This is a genomic window from Pseudoalteromonas sp. Z9A4, assembly GCF_011378845.1.
Taxonomy (GTDB): domain Bacteria; phylum Pseudomonadota; class Gammaproteobacteria; order Enterobacterales; family Alteromonadaceae; genus Pseudoalteromonas; species Pseudoalteromonas arctica.
Genome location: NZ_WTLA01000039.1, coordinates 1 through 19618 on the forward strand (window position 1 = coordinate 1; position 19618 = coordinate 19618).

Consider the following 19618-nt stretch of genomic DNA (forward strand, 5'->3'; position numbering starts at 1 on the left):
CTCTGGTTGGGTACGAGCTCACTGTCTTCCCGATGTGACAAGTGCTAGCTAAACACTCATCAAGAAGAGATACAAGGTTGGGTAGAGCGAAGCGAAACCCAACAAGCCATAGCGTCATTCGAGCGGTAAAGCCAAGAGGCGACTTTATTTCTTAAACTTGCTTATTCAATAATGTTCAATTGATATACACTGGTTAGGTAACGTATTGATAAGGATATTAAGTTGTCGCAAGTTAAAACTCTCCCCATTACAGCCAGACGCTGGCTTTCTCTTTTATTGTGCGCAATTACCGCCGCAACAATTACTGTATTTTTAAGCAAAATCGGTCTTGTACAAAAGGCATATTCAAGTTGGAGCGCTATTTTAAATGCGAATCCGGTTTTGCATTACAGCAGCGCATTTTTAGCGGGTATTGGCATAAAGCTCCTGCTTGATAAGTTTTATATATCGCATCCTAAACGCAGTATTGTGTTTAGCTGGCGATACCCGCCGGTGACAATTGCAGTGTGGTTATCAGTAGCAGCCTTACTTGTTTATCTTTTTGTGAATGCGGTATATAGAACGTATTTTCTTGACGATGATCTACTTTTTTCTAGTTTGAAGTATTTGCACATCACCCTATTTTCATCTGCATTATTTGTTGTGTTTCAAGAGACCAAAGAGAAAGCCAAAAAGTTGGGCGGCAAGTCGTGGTTCATCTTATTCACTATTTTAGTAACACTCTTGCTTGCATCAGGTTATTACCATACACCATGGTCGATTATCATTACATTTATCCTATTGTACTGTTTTGCGGTTATTTTAAGATTGCTCGCTAACAGCGAAGTAAAAAAAACGCACAACGAAAGCAACTCTGTTGGAGTTAATTCAGGTGATGATTTTAAGGATCTAGATGATTTCAGAGAGTGGTTCAAAGATGACTCAACTATTAAAAGTAAAAAAAAGTTAGAGCCCGACCTACAGGTGTATGCAAAGCGTATCACCGAGCGACTGCGTAACGGAGGTGATGATTATGAAGAAGACTTGGCGCAGCACATAGCGCTATGTGGACCATACGGTTGCGGAAAAAGTAGCATTGTTGCAGCAATAGCAAGCGAGCTTAAAAAGCCTAAACAGGTAAAATTGGAGTCATCTGATAAAGAAAAGCTAACAGTAAAACAACAAAACAAGATTAATTGGATACACAGTGATATATCAACATGGGGAGCAGCCAGCGGCAGTGTTGCTCATGTGGTGCTCAGTAACATTATTGATGATATAAGCCAGCATATTGATATGTGTGCTTTCCGTGCGCTTCCTAAACACTATACCGAAGCCCTAAAATCAGGTGGTAGTGCATTTCAGTTTGTATCTACCTTGCTCGCAGGCCCTGTTGATATCGAAGAAAGCTTTAAAAAGCTCAATGCAGTATTAGAGGAAACCAATCATAAATTATTGATCACCCTGCAAGACGTAGATCGCGGAACCGGCGATGAAAGCGAAAAGCGCTTAAATGGTATAGCTGCGCTACTAGATAGATTGAAAAATAGAAACTTAAGTCATATCAACTTTATTATCGCAATGGGTAATGAGAATGATGTTGCCATCGAAGTGATCTCAAAAGCGACTGATTATAAAGAAGATATTGCTACTTTGGACTGCTTTGATTATCTAAATCAATATACTAAGCTCTGCCTGGAGAATGCGTTAAAGCCTAATAAATATAGAAAAATTGAAAGTTATAAAATAATTGGTTACCGGGGATTGGTAAAGCTAGATGAACAATGCAAGGGGCAGCGTGACAGCTTATCATCCGAATTAAAAAAGCTCGAGATATCTACTAGCCATATTGCTAGCCATATAAACTCATTTCGGGTTCTAAAAAAAGTTTTACGTAGAGTGGATCAAGCTTGGCAACCTAAAAAATTGATGGGGGAAGTTAATTTTATTTCATTGATGATGGTGGTCGCTTTTAGAGAAGTTTACCCCGTTCAGTATTCCAGGTATCAAAAGTTAGCGACGAAAGGCAATCAACTACTACATAGATGGTCTGATCCCGAAAGTCTTAAGTTAAAAATAATAGAAATTTGCAAAAGTAATGATGGTGTTCAAGATGAACAACTAAAGCAATATGTAGGGCATATGCTGAGTATTGACTGGGGTAAGAGTGACGAAGCAAATGCCACAGTTAATCCAAAATTCAACTACTTGCAATCCGTTGGCTGTACAAATAACGCTGTAAATTATTTAGATCGAATTCAACGAGAGGATTTATCAAGAAAGGAAAAACTCTATGCTACAGAATTAAGTGATCAAATTTTAATTGCAAAGGTAGTTGAGCTAAGAGAGTCGGTTGGTATTCTAGAGTTTTTAGATAAATGGTTTGAATTAGATGATGAGTACCGCATAGGTGTTGAGCGTTTTTTCTTTATTCCTCATTGTGGTAATTATAAAGATATAGAATTCGTTAAATTTTTTGAAAGTAGTAAGCTTGAAAGAGAAAAGAACTTCAAAAATTTTAGTCGTCAGTGTGATATTGAATCTGCGATAGCTTGGTTGGTTTCAGAGAGCTTATCAGTGAAAGCTTTATTTGGGGTTATCGATTTTTTCTTTAATAAGTTTAAAAACGATAACTCAATAAAAATGAGTGAAGATCAGTATATATTTATTGCGTTGATCAACGATGAACTGAATTTGCATAAAATCTCCGAACCAGAGAATATAATGATATTTTTTAGGGAACTAAATAAGGTTGAAAATGAAAAAGCCCACATGTTTTTCTGCCTGTTTTTAATTTCTGCGACAAAGGAAGGGGGGAGAGATTATGATTGTGCTAATAAATGCTTTGAGTTTGACATATCTAATATTAGGGTAGCAGACCAGAAACTAAATGTCTTATTGGGCATTGATTCCAATAAATCGTTAGCAATATCGGTAGATGCAGGTATTGAATTTGATAATGCTGAGAGGTTGAATAAAGAAATAAAAGATATATTCAAATAAAGCACGCGCATGATCTCCATGGCTAAAGCCATCCCCACGGAATACAGAGTTGTAGTCACGGCGCAGCTCTTTTGTAGGTCTGGCTTTAGCCCGACAAAATGACGGGATAAATCCCGACCTACAAATAACTTAACGCTGAGCTGCTTTTGAATTAACCGTTAACAGCTCTAGGCTCTTACTCTTCAACCGCACTCACTACAAAATACGGATTTAAGTATTCATCTTTGGTGTTATAAATAAGCGGGCTGCCATCAAGCTTAGTGACTTTAGCACCGGCTATTTCGGCGATTGCATGGCCAGCACCCGTATCCCATTCACACGTTGGACCTAAGCGCGGGTAAATATCGGCGCTGCCCTCAGCTACTAAACACAGCTTTAGTGAGCTGCCTTTTGACACCATTTCAACCTCATCAAAGCGTTTTACAAATTCGGCTAAATCGGGTGATGGGTGCGAGCGGCTGCCTACAACACGAATTAACCCTTTGTTAGGTTTAGTTGTTACTTTAAGCTCAATTCGCTCATCGCCTTTATCTTTAAATGAGCCAATGGCTTCGGCGGCTAAGTACGATACGCCAAGGGCAGGTGCATCTACTACGGCTAAAATAGGAGTGCCGTTTTTAATTAGGGCGATGTTTACGGTAAATTCACCGTTCTTTTTAATAAATTCTTTAGTGCCGTCGATTGGGTCAACTAACCAGTAGCTTTTCCACGTTTGGCGTACATCCCAGCTTATGTCGGCGTTTTCTTCACTGAGTATTGGAATGTCGGGTGTGAGCTGTTGAAGCCCTGCCACAATCAGTTTATGAGCTGCTAAATCGGCGTCGGTTACGGGGCTTTCATCGGCTTTGTACTCAACGTTAAAGTCCTTTTCGTAAATTCCCATTATCGCTTGGCCTGCTTTGCGGGCAAGGATGAGGGTTTCTTCTAGCAGTTCGGTTTGATTCATGGGGTTAACCTATATTATGTGCTTTTGTTTTAGATACGTTATCAGTTGTGTAACCGATTGGTCTAGGGTGTTTTTACTTGTATCTAAAATTATTTCTGGATTGTTTGGCACTTCGTAGCTTGAATCGATACCAGTGAAGTGTTTTATCTCTCCAGCGCGGGCTTTTTTGTATAAGCCTTTTGGATCGCGGCTTTCGCATACATCCAGTGGGGTATCGATAAATACTTCAATAAACTCGCCGTCATCTACTAAGTTACGCACCATGTCGCGCTCCGCTCTAAAGGGCGATATAAACGCAGTAAGTACTAACAAGCCGGCGTCGGTCATTAGTTTTGCGGTTTCGCCTACGCGGCGTATGTTTTCAATGCGGTCTTCGTCGCTAAAGCCTAGGTCTTTGCATAAACCGTGGCGTACGTTGTCGCCATCGAGTAGGTAAGTGTGCGTACCTTGTTGATTAAGCGCCGCTTCTAGTGCGTTTGCTACGGTGCTTTTACCAGAGCCTGAAAAGCCGGTAAACCATAAAATAGCGGGCTTATGTTTTTTTTGCTCACTACGCTGTGCTTTTGTAGTTGCGTAGTTATGCCAAACTATATTTTCATCCATAGTGAGAGTCTCTTATGCTGTGAGCGCAGGTATTAAAACGGAAATACCAGCGGGATCAAGGTTAATACCGTGATTGAATAAATAATAGAAAGGGGTAAGCCCATCACTATGTAATCTTTTAAGCGATAGTTACCCGCGCTATAAACCATTAGATTAGTTTGATACCCAAATGGCGATATAAAGCTGGCTGATGCGCCAAAGGCAACCGCCATAATAAATGGTAGCGGGTCTACATTAAAACCAACCGCGAGCGAGTAAGCAACAGGGAACGACAAGGCAGCTGCTGCGTTATTAGTAATAAGCTCGGTAAATAATACGGTCATTAAAAATATGGCAATAAATGCGCCGTAAGGACCAAAGTCGCCAAGTACCATAAACATGGCGTCGGATATTTGCCCGGCAAGTCCGGTGCCTATCATTAACTTGGCAAGGCCAATGGCGCTGCCTACTACCACTAATAACTCGATAGGAAAACGGCGTTTTACTTCGTTAAGTTTTATGGTGCCACTGAGCATTAAGCCAATCAGTAATACTAATAAGCCTTTAACCAGCGGCACTATGCCAATAATGCTTAAACCCAGTACTGCGGCAAAGCTTAGTAGCACAATGTTTGATTGTTTAGGTGCAAGGTGGGCTTGTAAGTCAAACCCTGAAATATACACAAATTCGCGCTTTAAATTAGGCAAGGTGTAAAAGTTTTTGCCTGGGGCAAGTATAAGCGAGTCGCCAGCTTGTAATTGCACTTGCCCAAGGCCGCCTTGTAAGCGGTCGTGCCCACGGCGAATGGCAATAACAGCAGCATGAAATTGCTCTCTAAAGCGGGCTTCTTTTACGGTTTTGCCAATAAATTTTGAAGACTGACTTACGACTACTTCTACTAAGTGTTCTATGTCTTTTTGATGATTTTCGTGTACTACTTTTAGGCCGTCGAAACGGGTAAGTAATGGCACCGATTTTATGTCACCTACAAAAAGCAGCACGTCATCTTTTTGAATAATTTGCTGCGGGGTGACTGCGCATATGCGGCTGCCATCGCGAATAATTTCAGCAAGGAATAAGTCTTTTAAATCACGCAGGCCGTTTTCTTCAACGGTTTGGCCTATTAACTTTGAGTTTGTTTGTACTTTGCCTTCTAGGTAAAAAGGAACGACTTCTTGGTCGCTTTTACCGTTGTCGGGTAAGTATTTAAGCATCACTAAAATGGTAATTAGGCCTACGCTTAGCGCGCCTAAACCCACTAAGGTAAAGTCAAAAAAGCCCAGCGGTTCCATGCCCGCATCTACTGCAAAGCCATTGACGATTAAGTTGGTTGATGTACCAATAAGCGTAATAGTGCCGCCCAAAATAGCAGTGTACGACAGCGGTAATAATAGCTTTGAAGGGGAGTGATTAGGGTTGTCTTTTATCGCGGTAATAAGCGATGCAACAACGGCGGTATTGTTGGTAAACGACGATAAAAAGGCGGTTGATAACCCCAATTTCGTTACCGATTTTACTAAACTACCTTTAGATAGCGATTGCGCTAACTTTTGAATTAGGGTGGTTTTTTCTATTGCGGTCGACACTAACACCAATAGTACTAAGGTGATAAGCGACGGGTTAGCATAATTAATTAACATGCTTTCAAGATCGATTAGCCCTGCTAAGTAGCTGGTGCCAATTGCGCTTACAAATAACCATGCTGGATTAATACGGGTGCCAAAAAGGCACCCGACTAAGGTAAGCATAATGCCTGTTAAAACGAGCTGTTCTACCATGCTTTTAAATTCCTAACAGGCTAAAGTTAACTTATAACTTAGAAATATCAAGCGCTTGCCAATGCGGAAAGTGCTTGCGTACTAAGCTGTTAAATTCAACTTCAAATTCGCTAAAGTTACTTTGCTGTGCTTGGCTTTGCAGTACTTGTTCAATCATGCCCGCAGCAACCGTTAGGTTTGATAAGCGATCGATTAGGATAAACGAGCCTGTTTCATGATTGCTGTGGTACTCGTCTGCCAAAATAGTTTCGGTTAGTTCAAGCGTTACAATCGCAATTTCGTTTAACTGCAGTGAGTCGCTAGTGCCGTGCTCAAGCGTGTTCACATCAATTGTGTAATCAATTTTTGTAACAATAGCTGAAGTGTTTTTGCTGCCTAGCTTTAGGTTATAGCTTTTACCTAATACTAATGGCGACTCATGCATCCACACAATTTTAGCTTGCAGCTGGTTAGTAACAACAGCCGTTGAATTTGCAGGTACTATTACGTCGCCTCGGCTAATATCAATTTCGTTATTTAGGGTAACGGTAATTGCTTGGCCTGCTTCTGCGCTGTCTAGGTTGCCATCAAAGGTAACAATTTCTTTAATGCTTGATGTTTTACCCGACGGTAATACTTTTATAGCATCGCCTACGTGTATCTTGCCCGATGTAAGTGTGCCCTGAAAACCACGGAAGTTTAAGTTAGGACGCACTACATATTGCACTGGTAGGCGCGCTTCAAAGCCTGTATCTGTTTCGGCTGCTGGCGAATCTTCTAGTAATTCAAGTAGCGGCTTGTCAGTGTAATACGGTGTATGAGCAGAGCGAGTTACTACGTTGTCGCCTTTAAGCGCCGACATAGGCACAAACTTAATGTTTGATACGTTAAGTTGCTCAGCAAATTTAAGATAATCGGCTTTGATTTTTTCATACACAGTTTCGTCAAAATCAACGATATCCATTTTATTAACGGCAACAACAAACTGCTTAATGCCAAGCGAGTCACAAATAAAGCTGTGGCGCTTGGTTTGTACTTGCACGCCGTAACGCGCATCAACCAAAATAATGGCGACATCACTTGTTGATGCACCCGTTACCATGTTGCGTGTGTATTGCTCGTGACCAGGTGTGTCGGCAATAATAAATTTACGCTTAGCCGTTGAAAAGTAACGGTACGCTACGTCAATGGTAATGCCTTGCTCGCGCTCAGCTTGTAGGCCATCAACTAATAATGCAAGGTCAAGATCTTCACCTGCATTACCTACTTTTTCGTTATCTTTATGAAGGGCTGCTAGCTGATCTTCATAAATTTGGTGGCTGTCGTGCAGTAGGCGGCCAATCAATGTTGATTTACCGTCATCTACGCTGCCACAGGTAAGCATACGCAATAAGCTTTTGTCTTGTTGGCGCGCTAGGTAGGCGTCTATGCCTATTTCTTTTACTTCGTTAAATGTATCGTTATTTTGGCTAGACATTAAAAATACCCCTCACGTTTTTTCTTCTCCATTGAGCCTGCTGAATCATGGTCAATAACACGACCTTCACGTTCAGATGACGTAGATAGCAGCATTTCTTCGATGATTTCGGTTAAAGTACTTGCTGTTGACTCAACTGCACCGGTAAGTGGGTAGCAGCCTAATGTACGAAAACGTACAGATTTCATTTGCGGTACTTCACCCTCATTAAGTGGCATACGCTCATCGTCAACCATAATTAGGGTGCCATCGCGATCAACAACAGGGCGCTCTTTTGCTAGGTAAAGCGGCACCATGTCGATGTTTTCTTGATAAATGTATTGCCAAATATCAAGCTCAGTCCAGTTAGATAACGGGAAAACACGAATGCTTTCGCCCGGATTAACTTGGCTGTTATAAGTGTTCCAAAGCTCAGGACGTTGGTTTTTAGGGTCCCAACGGTGGTGTTTGTCGCGGAACGAATAAACACGCTCTTTTGCGCGTGATTTTTCTTCGTCGCGGCGTGCGCCACCAAATGCAGCATCAAAACCATATTTGTTAAGTGCTTGCTTTAAGCCTTGGGTTTTCATTATGTCGGTATGTTTACCTGAGCCATGCGTAAACGGGCCTACACCCATTTCAATGCCTTCTGGATTTTTATGTACCAGTAGGTCAAAACCGTATTCTTTAGCTATACGGTCGCGAAACTCAATCATTTCACGAAACTTCCAATTGGTGTCTACGTGCAATAACGGAAACGGAATTTTTGCAGGGTAAAATGCTTTACGCGCTAAGTGCAAAAGTACCGACGAATCTTTACCAATAGAGTAAAGCATTACTGGGTTCTCAAACTCAGCGGCGACTTCGCGCATGATTTTGATACTTTCAGCTTCAAGTTGCTGAAGGTGAGTTAAAGCCATTGTTAGTCGTCCTACTAAAATGATTAAAAGTTACAAATTTAAAATTCGGTTATGTATTTGATACATCTGTTAGCGGCTGTGCAAAGCTGCTTGTTTGTTCGTTTTTCCCAAACCACGCTAGTTGCGAGTGCAGGGCGGCTACTTCACCAATAATGAGTAACGCAGGCGATATAATGCTGTTGCGCTGGATTAAGTCGGCAAGTTCGCCTAATTGGCCTGTTACTACACGCTGATTTTTGCGTGTACCGTTTTCGATAATGGCAACAGGTGTGTCGGCTTTGCGGCCATGTTTTAAAAGCTCGCTTTGTATGTGCGGCGATTTAATTACGCCCATGTAAATAGCAAGCGTTTGATTTGCTTTTGCTAGCGATTGCCAATCAAGTTCTTGGCCGTCTTTTTTACAGTGGCCAGTTACAAATTGAATGGCTTGTGCATGGTCACGATGCGTTAGCGGAATACCCGCATACGCACTACAACCTGCAGCGGCTGTAATACCCGGTACAATTTGATAATTTACGTTGTTAGCAGCCAGTACTTGTACTTCTTCGCCACCACGACCATAAATAAACGGGTCGCCACCTTTAATGCGGCACACTTTTTTGCCTTGTTTAGCAAGGTCGACCAGCATTTGGTTGGTGTCGTCTTGAACAACACTATGATCGCCTAAACGTTTGCCTACACAAATAAGGTCAGCATCACGACGCACTAATTCCATAATTTCGTCAGACACTAAAAAGTCGTATACAACCACATCGGCTTGTTGCATAAGTTGCAGTGCTTTAAGTGTTAAAAGCTCTGGATCGCCTGGGCCTGCACCTACTACATATACTTCGCCTTCAGGTTCTGCTTTTGCATCTAGCATTTGCTCTAATTGCTGCTGTGCGGCTTGAGTATCACCGGTTTGCACTTTACTCACGACAGATGAGTCGAACACGCCTTCCCAAAATTGGCGGCGGTCTGAAAAATGTTTAAAGCGTTTTTTTACTTTGTCTCTAAAGCCACCGACAAGTGTTGCAAGAGGGCCAATATGATGCGGAATAAGGGTTTCGAGCTTTTCGCGTAAGCGACGTGCAAGTACCGGCGCTGTGCCTGCACTTGATATAGCAATCGTAATTGGGTCGCGGTCAACAATGGATGGGAATATAAACGTACATTTAGGTTGGTCATCAACTACGTTTACAAATACATTGCGGGCATTGGCAAGTTCAAATACGTTGTTGTTTACTTCATCGCGGTCGGTTGCTGCAATAACAAGCATTTTGCCATCGAGATGCGACTCATCAAAATAAGCATCAATAAGCGTTACTTCATTATTATGCGCATGCTCTTTTAGTTCGTCGCAAAACCAAGGCGCTACTAAAGTAACGCTCGCTCTCGCTTTTAAAAACGCGCGACATTTGCGTAATGCGACCTCTCCACCGCCAACAACCAATACTGGTTTGTTGTCGAGTTTGGTAAAGATAGGTAAATACTGCACGTTAATAAGACCCCTAAACAAATTCAAATATAAGAAAACGCTTTATTCTGATAAGCAGAATATAGCGGCTATCAATAAGTAAAAAATAATTAAAACCAAGTTGATATAACCAAAAGTTATAATGGGTGGGCTTTTTAGGCCTAAGAGTTAGTTAACAAGGGATTGCGCCGAGTTACAAGTAAAATAAACAGCTTATAGTGTTTGGTTATGAGCTATAGCGAGTTTGGTTTAATTTGTTAATATGGAGGCATATCAAATTTTGTACTTATACCAATTGCATTAAATTAGTGATCTATTATAGCGACGAGAAAATAGCTCAATAACAAGGCTAAAATTATGATACATAGTTGTTCTATATAAATAATTTTTAACGTAGTTAGTAAGTTATTTAATACGCTAAAATGATCATGTTTTTAATAAAATTGGTATTACATAAGCAACGGAGCTCTAATGACACAACACCAAAAAGATGCCGCATTAGCAGTCGCACTGATGGATTTAACAAGCTTAAACACCAGCGATACAACCAAAAACATTCAAGCGCTTGTTGATAGTATAAACCCGACGCTGGGCACACCTGCTGCAGTATGTGTTTATAGCGACTTTGTTGATGATGCAAAAATAGCACTCGCAGCGCGTGAGCTTAACCACGTAAAAGTAGCAACGGTCACTAACTTTCCAACGGGTGATGCGCCACTGAGTGATGTAATTAACGAAACACTTATTGCAATAGAGCGCGGCGCTGACGAAATTGATTTGGTTATTCCTTATAAAAAGTTAATAGCGGGCGATGTTCAAACAGTAATTAGCTATGTAAGCGAAAGTAAAAAAGCATGTGGGTCGCGCGCCCAACTAAAAGTAATAATAGAAAGCGGTGAGCTAAAAACCGAAGCGCTAATAACGCAGGCTACTCAATTGGCAATTGAAGGTGGTGCCGATTTTGTAAAAACCAGTACGGGTAAAGTGGCCATTAATGCAACCCTTGAATCAACAAAAATTATGCTAACAGCCATTAAAAACTCGGATAAACGTGTGGGCTTTAAAGCTGCCGGTGGTGTTAAAACTGTTGCCGATGCCAGTGATTATTTAGCGCTAGCACGCGCAATAATGGGTGATGATTATTTACAAGAAAATACATTTAGGTTTGGTGCTTCAAGCTTACTGAATGATGTTTATAAAACCTTAGGAAAATAACCAATATTTTAGGATTGCACATTTATATAACCGATTAAATTATTAGCAGTTTAAACAATAATGTAATTAATTAATTAGATTTTCCAATGTGGGTATCTTTTAGGCTTGTGTTAATGAACTGCGTAAGTATAATAGGCATCCACTTTGCAGGGGCGTAGTTCCAATTGGTAGAACAGCGGTCTCCAAAACCGATGGTTGGGAGTTCGAATCTCTCCGCCCCTGCCAGTCTTACTTGTTATTTGAGTAGTCTGAGATTAAAAACCGGTTTAAATTAAGTCTGTTTTTAAGTTTAGATTTTAATGGATTAACCCTGCCGTAGTGTAGGGTTGTTGTGTCTGTAGTTAAGGTAATAATATTATGAGCACGAATGTAGAAACACCATCAAGTGCGATGGAGTCAGTAAAGTGGTTAGTAGCAATCGCGCTACTTGCAGGCGCAGTTGTTGGTAATCACATGTATGCAGATCAATCTGTACTACTACGTGCTATCGGCGTTGTTGTTGCAATAGCGGCCGGATTAGCAATTGCCTCGCAAACATTTAAGGGACGTAACTTTCTTGCTTTCGCTAAAGAAGCTCGAATTGAAGTACGCAAAGTTATTTGGCCAACGCGCCAAGAAACTACCCACACGACATTAATTGTAATGGTTGCAACAGTGATTATGGCACTTATCCTTTGGGGATTAGATGGCATTTTATTCCGCGCTGTAGGCTTTTTAACTGGATTGGAGATCTGATCCCATGTCGGATGAGAACGAGAACAAAGAAATTAAGTTACGTTGGTATGTAGTACAAGCCTTTTCTGGTTACGAAAAGCGTGTAGCTCAAACGTTAACTGAACACATTAAAATCGAAGGTCTTGAATCGAGCTTTGGTGAGATACTAGTACCAACTGAAGAAGTTGTTGAGATGCGCGCTGGCCAAAAGCGTAAATCTGAGCGTAAATTCTTTCCAGGTTATGTATTAGTACAAATGGATATGAATGACGCAAGCTGGCACTTAGTGAACAGCACTGAACGTGTAATGGGCTTTATTGGTGGAACGTCTGATCGTCCTGCTCCAATAACTCCTAAAGAAGCAGAACGCATTCTTAATCGCCTTCAAGAAAATGCTGAAGCACCTAAACCTGCTACATTATTTGAACCAGGTGAAGTTGTTCGCGTTACAGACGGACCATTTGCAGATTTCAGTGGTGTAGTTGAAGAAGTTGACTACGAAAAGAGCCGCGTAAAAGTATCTGTACTTATTTTTGGTCGTTCTACGCCAGTTGAGCTTGAATTCGGTCAAGTTGAGCAAGATAAGTAATTGATTAAAAAAGCTTCGCTAATTTTTATTTAAATTTTGGCATGAAGCTTGAAAAAGGCCGCTGATTAACTTATAATCAGCGGCCTTTTTGTATTAAGGTAAAATTTATTTTTACTGTGCAAAAAGTACGAAACCAATTTTTAAACTGGGAAGCCGTTAGAGTACGCGTCCTCGCGCGCACAAGGCTGAGACCCACCAAATGAGGTATTTATAATGGCTAAAAAAGTTGAAGCTCTAATCAAGCTACAAGTTGCCGCTGGTATGGCTAATCCTAGTCCTCCAGTAGGTCCTGCACTAGGTCAACACGGTGTAAACATCATGGAATTCTGTAAAGCGTTTAACGCACGTACAGAGTCTATCGAAAAAGGCGCTCCAGTTCCTGTAGTGATCTCTGTTTACGGTGACCGTTCATTTACGTTCGACATGAAAACGCCACCTGCTGCTTACTTACTTAAGAAAGCTGCTGGTATCAAGTCAGGCTCAGGCCGTCCTAACACTGATAAAGTAGGCACAGTAACTCGTGCTCAACTTGAAGAAATTGTTGAGACAAAACGAACTGACCTTACAGCTGCCGATATGGACGCAGCGGTTCGCACTATCGCAGGTTCTGCGCGTGCGATGGGCTTGAACGTAGAGGACTAAGAAATGGCTAAATTAACTAAACGTATGCGTACTATCCGCGAAAAAGTGGAAGTAACTAAAGATTACGAAATCAATGAAGCAGTTGCTCTTTTAAAAGAGTTAGCGACAGCTAAATTCGTAGAAAGTGTTGACGTTGCCGTTAACCTTGGTATCGATGCTCGTAAATCTGATCAAAACGTTCGTGGTGCTACTGTACTACCTAACGGTACTGGTCGTGACGTTCGTGTTGCTGTATTCACACAAGGCGCTAATGCAGAAGCTGCAAAAGAAGCCGGTGCTGAATTAGTAGGCATGGAAGATCTTGCTGAACTAGTTAAAAAAGGCGAGATGAACTTTGACGTTGTTGTTGCATCACCAGACGCTATGCGTGTTGTTGGTCAACTAGGTCAAATCTTAGGCCCACGTGGTCTAATGCCAAACCCTAAAACTGGTACTGTAACGCCTAACGTTGCAGAAGCAGTTAAAAATGCTAAAGCAGGTCAAGTACGTTACCGTAATGACAAAAATGGCATCATCCATACTACTATTGGTAAGGTTGATTTCACTGCAGAGCAATTACAACAAAACCTTGAGTCTCTAATTGTTGCGCTTAAGAAGGCTAAACCTTCTCAAGCTAAAGGTGTTTACTTGAAGAAAGTAACTATCTCTACAACAATGGGCGCAGGCGTTTCTGTTGACCAAAACACTTTAAGCACAACTGTAGCTTAATCAGTGTTTACATGGCGTGAAATTTGTACTATAATTTCGCGCCATTTTGTTGATTAATTTATTAATTGGCAAAGTAAAGAATTCGGGTTGAAGTCCATAATTTCGTTAAGCCTTCGGGGTTAACGATAAATTGGGCTTCCGTCCAAGACCGTAGGTGGCTTCGGCCTTAATATTCACCTACGTAGACGGTGTAGACCCCAGATAGATTTTTCCTAATCCTTCTGGCTCTCGCCGTAAAAAGCATCTCTACCTTGTTTGGTAGGGAAGAGTAGAACAGGGGAATCCGATAATCGGTATCCCCATTAAACCAGGAGTAACACCCATGGCTTTAAATCTTCAAGGCAAAAAAGCAATAGTTGCTGAAGTCAACGAAGCAGCCAATGGTGCTCTATCTGCAGTTGTTGCAGATTCTCGTGGTGTAACAGTTGGCGCAATTACTGCCCTTCGTAAAGAAGCTCGTGCAAATGGTGTTTGGATGAAAGTTGTCCGTAACACTTTAGCAAAACGTGCTCTTGAAGGAACAGATTTTGAGTGTCTTTCTGATTCATTTGTTGGTCCAAGCTTAATTGCTTTCTCATCAGAGCACCCAGGTGCTGCTGCGCGTATCTTTTCAGATTTCGCGAAAAAGAATGAGAAATTCGAGCTTAAAACGGCCGCTTTTGAAGGAAATGTTGTTGATGCAGCAATGCTTGCTACATTACCTACATACGATGAAGCTGTTGCACGCTTAATGAGTGCTATGAAAGAAGCGTCTGCTGGCAAATTGTGTAAAACAATTGAAGCAGTACGTCTACAGAAAGAAGAGCAAGCTGCTTAATTTTAAGCTGTTTAATCACTTTCGGTGTAAAATTTATTTGGACGTAATGTCCGTTAATTATTAGGAAATTTGTAATGTCTGTATCTAAAGACCAAATCCTTGACGCAATTGCTGAAATGTCAGTAATGGACGTTGTTGCTCTTATCGAAGCAATGGAAGAAAAATTCGGCGTAACTGCTGCAGCTGCAATGGTAGCTGGTCCAGCTGCTGAAGCTGCTGAAGAGAAAACAGAATTTGACGTAATCCTTACTGGCGCTGGCGCTAACAAGGTTTCTGCAATCAAAGCTGTTCGTAGCGCAACTGGCCTTGGCCTTAAAGAAGCGAAAGCTCTTGTTGAAGCTGCTCCTACACCTGTTAAAGAAGGTGTATCTAAAGAAGAAGCTGAAGCACTTGCAAAAGATCTTACTGAAGCTGGTGCTGAAGTTGAGGTTAAGTAATTTAGCTTTTGCTAAGTTCGCTGCCTGAGAAATCAGGCAAGGGCTGGTGATTATTTAATCACCGGCCTTTTTGCGCTATAGAGTGATCTACTCTTTTAGCACAAATAAAATCTGATTTTTTTCTTTACTTTCAACGCTTTATAGTTTGCTAGTGTTAAAGTGAGAGCTAAATTAGAGCAACAATTGAATGTTGTAAAATCTTGGCATAGCTGCCAGTTAAGTCTGTTCTTACAAGAACAGGTCGGGTCAAAGATCAGCAAGCTGAGGAACCCCATGGCTTACTCTTATTCTGAAAAGAAACGTATCCGTAAGGATTTTGGTAAACGTCCACAAGTTTTGGATATACCTTTTTTACTGTCTACACAGTTAGAATCGTTTAAAAAATTCTTAGTGCCGGACGCTGATGGCGATCATGGTTTGGAAGCTGCCTTCCGTTCTGTGTTCCCTATTAAAAGCTACTCGGGAAATTCTGAGCTTCAATACGTAAGTTACCGTATTGGTGAGCCAGTTTTCGATGTAAAAGAATGTCAAATTCGCGGTGTGACTTATTCTGCTCCACTTCGCGTGAAACTGCGTCTTGTTGTTATGGACAAAGAAGCACCAGGCACAGTTAAAGACATTAAAGAGCAAGAAGTTTACATGGGCGAAATTCCGCTCATGACAGATACCGGTACTTTTGTAATCAATGGTACAGAGCGTGTTATCGTTTCTCAGCTACACCGTAGCCCTGGTGTATTCTTTGATAACGACCGCGGTAAAACCCATTCATCGGGTAAAGTATTATATAACGCACGCGTTATACCTTACCGTGGTTCATGGTTAGACTTCGAATTTGATGCAAAAGATAACTTATATGTACGTATTGACCGCCGTCGTAAATTACCGGCGTCTATTATCCTACGTGCACTAGATTATTCTAGCGAACAAATCCTAGATATGTTCTTCGATAACACTACGTTTGAAGTAACGAATGGTAAAGTTCTTATGGAACTTGTACCTTCGCGTTTACGTGGTGAAACTGCCGCTTTTGATATCAAGAGCGAAGACGGTGAAGTATTTGTTGAAAGCGGTCGTCGTGTTACGGCTCGCCACATCAAGAGCATCGAGAAGAAAGGCATTAAGCAATTAGAAGTACCACATGAGTACATCATTGGCCGTATTGTAGCTAAAAACTATGTTGATGAGTCAACTGGTGAAGTTATTGCAAATGCAAATGACGAGCTAACTCTAGAGCTAATGGCTGAATTGGTTAAAGCCGGTTACACTAAAATTGATACGTTATATATCAATGAAGTGGACAGCGGTGCTTACATGTCAAATACATTAAACATTGACTCTGCAAGCAGCCGTTTAGAAGCACTAGTAGAAATTTACCGCATGATGCGCCCAGGCGAGCCACCGACGAAAGACGCGGCTGAAGCCTTATTCCAGAACTTGTTCTTCTCTGAAGAACGTTATGACTTATCTACTGTAGGTCGTATGAAGTTCAATAGCCGTGTTGGTTACGATACAGACACAGGCCCTGGCACATTAAGCAAAGAAGACATCGTGTCTGTTATGAAAGTATTAATTGCTATTCGTAACGGTCAAGGCGATGTTGATGATATCGATCACTTAGGCAACCGTCGTATACGTAGTGTTGGCGAAATGGCTGAGAACCAATTCCGTGTTGGTCTAGTACGTGTTGAACGTGCTGTACGTGAGCGTTTAAGCTTAGGTGACCTTGACGCGATAATGCCACAAGATCTTATTAACGCTAAGCCTATTTCGGCAGCTGTTAAAGAGTTCTTCGGCTCGTCTCAGTTATCACAGTTTATGGACCAAAATAACCCACTATCAGAAGTTACGCACAAACGTCGTATCTCTGCATTAGGTCCGGGCGGTCTAACTCGTGAACGCGCAGGCTTTGAAGTACGTGACGTTCACGTAACTCACTATGGTCGCGTATGTCCAATCGAGACTCCTGAGGGTCCAAATATCGGTCTAATTAACTCGTTGTCTACGTACGCACGTACAAATGACTACGGTTTCTTAGAAACACCTTACCGCAAAGTGGTAGACGGTGTTGTAACTGATGAAGTTGATTATTTATCAGCCATTGAAGAAGGTCAGTTTGTTATCGCACAGGCGAACTCAAACTTAACTGAAACCAATGAGTTTGTTGATGAACTTATCCCATGTCGTCACAAAGGTGAATCTACCTTTATGGGTCGCATGGACCAGCAGTATATGGATGTATCACCACAACAGGTGATCTCTGTAGCGGCAGCACTTATCCCGTTCCTAGAACACGATGATGCTAACCGTGCATTGATGGGTTCAAACATGCAACGTCAAGCAGTACCAACATTGAAAGCGGATAAGCCGTTAGTAGGTACTGGTATTGAGTTAACACTAGCGAAAGATTCTGGTGTAACTATCGTTGCTAAACGTGGTGGTGAAGTAATGTATGCTGACGCAAGTCGCATCGTTGTAAATGTACATGAAGAAGAACGCATCCCTGGTGAAGCGGGCATCGACATCTACAACTTAACCAAATACACACGTTCTAACCAAAATACATGTATTAACCAAAAACCAACTTGTATGGTTGGCGAACCGGTTACTCGTGGTGACGTGTTAGCAGATGGTCCTTCGACTGACTTAGGTGACTTAGCCCTTGGTCAAAACCTTCGCGTGGCATTCATGCCATGGAACGGTTACAACTTCGAAGATTCAATCTTGTTATCAGAGCGCGTAGTTGAAGAAGATCGTCTAACGACTATCCATATTCAAGAGCTACAGTGTGTTGCCCGTGATACTAAATTAGGTCCAGAAGAGATCACAGCAGATATCCCGAACGTGGGTGAATCTGCACTAGGCAAGCTTGATGAATCAGGCGTTGTATATATTGGTGCTGAAGTTAAAGGCGGCGATATCCTAGTAGGTAAAGTGACTCCTAAAGGCGAGACACAGCTTACACCTGAAGAGAAGCTACTGCGTGCTATCTTCGGCGAAAAAGCGTCTGACGTTAAAGACAGCTCTTTACGTGTACCAAATTCTGTAACTGGTACTGTAATTGACGTGCAAGTTTTCACCCGTGATGGTGTTGAAAAAGATAAACGCGCGTTAGAAGTTGAAGACATGCAGCTTCGCGAAGCGAAGAAAGACTTCAACGAAGAGTTCCGTATTTTAGAAGCAGGCGTTTTAGACCGTGCACGTAAGCTACTTATAGCTGCTGGTTTTGATGAAGATAAACTTGCATCTCTAAATGCTGAAAAAGTACTTACGCAAAGCCTTGCTGAAGAAGACAAGCAAGCTGAGCTTGAGCAACTAGCTGCACAGTACGATGAACTTAAAGCTGAATACGATAAGAAGTTTGAAAACAAACGTCGTAAAATTACCCAAGGTGATGACTTAGCACCAGGCGTACTTAAGATTGTTAAAGTATACCTAGCTGTTAAACGTCGTATCCAACCGGGTGATAAAATGGCGGGTCGTCATGGTAACAAAGGTGTTATCTCGACTATCGTACCAGTAGAAGATATGCCTTACGATGACAAAGGTCGTACGGTAGATATCGTATTGAATCCACTAGGTGTACCATCACGTATGAACATCGGTCAGATCCTTGAAACACATATGGGTCTTGCTGCACGTGGTATTGGTGAACGTATTGAAGAGATGATGAAAGAACAACGTGAGCTTCATGAGCTACGTGACTTCATCAAGCAAGCATACGAAATTGGCGAATCTCGCCAAGTTGTAGATATTGCTAGCTTCACTGATGACGAAATTCGTCGTCTAGCTGAAAACTTAAAAGGTGGTTTACCAATAGCTACTCCTGCATTTGATGGCGCGAAAGAAAGCGAAATCAAAGACATGCTTGAGCTTGCGGGCTATCCTCGTAGTGGTCAGGTTACACTTTATGATGGCCGTACTGGCGATCAGTTTGAACGTCAAGTAACCGTTGGTTACATGTACATGCTTAAACTTAACCACTTGGTTGACGATAAGATGCACGCACGTTCTACTGGTTCTTACAGCCTTGTTACTCAGCAGCCGCTGGGTGGTAAAGCACAGTTCGGTGGCCAGCGTTTTGGTGAGATGGAAGTATGGGCACTTGAAGCTTACGGTGCTGCTTACACTCTACAAGAAATGCTAACAGTGAAATCGGATGACGTGAACGGTCGTACTAAGATGTATAAAAACATCGTTGATGGTAACCATAAAATGGAACCAGGTATGCCAGAATCGTTCAACGTATTGTTGAAAGAAATCCGCTCACTGGGTATCAACATCGAGTTGGAAGAAAATTAAGCCAATTAGATGCTGCAGTTAACGCTGCAGCATCTGTTACGGCTGAATAGAATGTAGGGACGAGATTATCCGTCCTCAAGATTAACTCCGACAGGAGA

Annotated in this window: 15 protein-coding genes and 1 tRNA gene; 10 read left to right on the forward strand and 6 right to left on the reverse strand. The window is 41.7% G+C overall.

Going from position 1 to position 19618, the window contains the following annotated elements:
- The first annotated feature begins 222 nt into the window (after window positions 1-222).
- On the forward strand, window positions 223-2982 hold the full coding sequence (locus tag GQR54_RS18330) for an AAA family ATPase (RefSeq protein ID WP_166379487.1): 2760 nt from the start codon (window positions 223-225) through the stop codon (window positions 2980-2982).
- Between the two features lie 175 nt (window positions 2983-3157).
- On the opposite strand, the gene cysQ is transcribed toward GQR54_RS18330, so the two are convergent.
- From cysQ to cysG, 6 genes are read right to left on the reverse strand one after another with little or no spacing between them, the layout of a single operon-like run.
- A complete protein-coding gene (gene cysQ, locus GQR54_RS18335; protein WP_166379489.1) occupies window positions 3158-3928 on the reverse strand; it encodes a 3'(2'),5'-bisphosphate nucleotidase CysQ in 771 nt (256 codons plus the stop codon).
- Window positions 3929-3937: 9 nt separating this feature from the next.
- Window positions 3938-4531, reverse strand: a complete 594-nt coding sequence (cysC, locus tag GQR54_RS18340) for an adenylyl-sulfate kinase (RefSeq protein WP_149605738.1) — start codon at window positions 4529-4531, stop codon at window positions 3938-3940.
- A gap of 32 nt (window positions 4532-4563) precedes the next feature.
- Window positions 4564-6288, reverse strand: coding sequence for an SLC13 family permease (locus GQR54_RS18345; RefSeq protein ID WP_166379491.1), 1725 nt, complete (start codon window positions 6286-6288; stop codon window positions 4564-4566).
- Between the two features lie 31 nt (window positions 6289-6319).
- On the reverse strand, window positions 6320-7744 hold the full coding sequence (gene cysN / locus GQR54_RS18350) for a sulfate adenylyltransferase subunit CysN (RefSeq protein ID WP_007580108.1): 1425 nt from the start codon (window positions 7742-7744) through the stop codon (window positions 6320-6322).
- A complete protein-coding gene (gene cysD / locus GQR54_RS18355) occupies window positions 7744-8643 on the reverse strand; it encodes a sulfate adenylyltransferase subunit CysD (RefSeq protein WP_008133447.1) in 900 nt (299 codons plus the stop codon). Before cysD ends, cysN begins: the two co-directional genes overlap by 1 nt.
- Before the next feature lie 49 nt (window positions 8644-8692).
- The gene (gene cysG / locus GQR54_RS18360) at window positions 8693-10120 is read right to left on the reverse strand and encodes a siroheme synthase CysG (RefSeq protein WP_101164434.1); all 1428 of its coding nucleotides are present in this window, start codon (window positions 10118-10120) and stop codon (window positions 8693-8695) included.
- Between the two features lie 450 nt (window positions 10121-10570).
- Here cysG and deoC point away from each other — a divergent pair, with 450 nt between their 5' ends.
- The 9 genes from deoC to rpoB all read left to right on the forward strand — a co-directional run bounded on the left by deoC (window position 10571) and on the right by rpoB (window position 19520).
- Entirely contained in the window at window positions 10571-11314 is a 744-nt protein-coding gene (deoC, locus tag GQR54_RS18365) for a deoxyribose-phosphate aldolase (protein WP_166379493.1), read from the forward strand.
- 148 nt (window positions 11315-11462) lie between these two features.
- Window positions 11463-11539 (forward strand) — tRNA-Trp (locus GQR54_RS18370).
- Between the two features lie 132 nt (window positions 11540-11671).
- The gene (secE, locus tag GQR54_RS18375) at window positions 11672-12049 is read left to right on the forward strand and encodes a preprotein translocase subunit SecE (protein ID WP_002958877.1); all 378 of its coding nucleotides are present in this window, start codon (window positions 11672-11674) and stop codon (window positions 12047-12049) included.
- A gap of 4 nt (window positions 12050-12053) precedes the next feature.
- A complete protein-coding gene (gene nusG / locus GQR54_RS18380) occupies window positions 12054-12617 on the forward strand; it encodes a transcription termination/antitermination protein NusG (protein WP_007580122.1) in 564 nt (187 codons plus the stop codon).
- Between the two features lie 213 nt (window positions 12618-12830).
- The gene (gene rplK, locus GQR54_RS18385; RefSeq protein ID WP_002958879.1) at window positions 12831-13259 is read left to right on the forward strand and encodes a 50S ribosomal protein L11; all 429 of its coding nucleotides are present in this window, start codon (window positions 12831-12833) and stop codon (window positions 13257-13259) included.
- A 3-nt stretch (window positions 13260-13262) separates the two neighbouring features.
- A complete protein-coding gene (gene rplA / locus GQR54_RS18390) occupies window positions 13263-13967 on the forward strand; it encodes a 50S ribosomal protein L1 (RefSeq protein WP_007580124.1) in 705 nt (234 codons plus the stop codon).
- A gap of 322 nt (window positions 13968-14289) precedes the next feature.
- Window positions 14290-14784: a 50S ribosomal protein L10 gene (rplJ, locus tag GQR54_RS18395; RefSeq protein ID WP_024610769.1), complete on the forward strand. Its 495-nt coding sequence runs from the start codon at window positions 14290-14292 to the stop codon at window positions 14782-14784.
- A gap of 74 nt (window positions 14785-14858) precedes the next feature.
- Window positions 14859-15221, forward strand: a complete 363-nt coding sequence (rplL, locus tag GQR54_RS18400) for a 50S ribosomal protein L7/L12 (protein ID WP_002958882.1) — start codon at window positions 14859-14861, stop codon at window positions 15219-15221.
- A 273-nt stretch (window positions 15222-15494) separates the two neighbouring features.
- Window positions 15495-19520, forward strand: a complete 4026-nt coding sequence (gene rpoB, locus GQR54_RS18405; RefSeq protein ID WP_165740515.1) for a DNA-directed RNA polymerase subunit beta — start codon at window positions 15495-15497, stop codon at window positions 19518-19520.
- Window positions 19521-19618 lie beyond the last annotated feature (98 nt).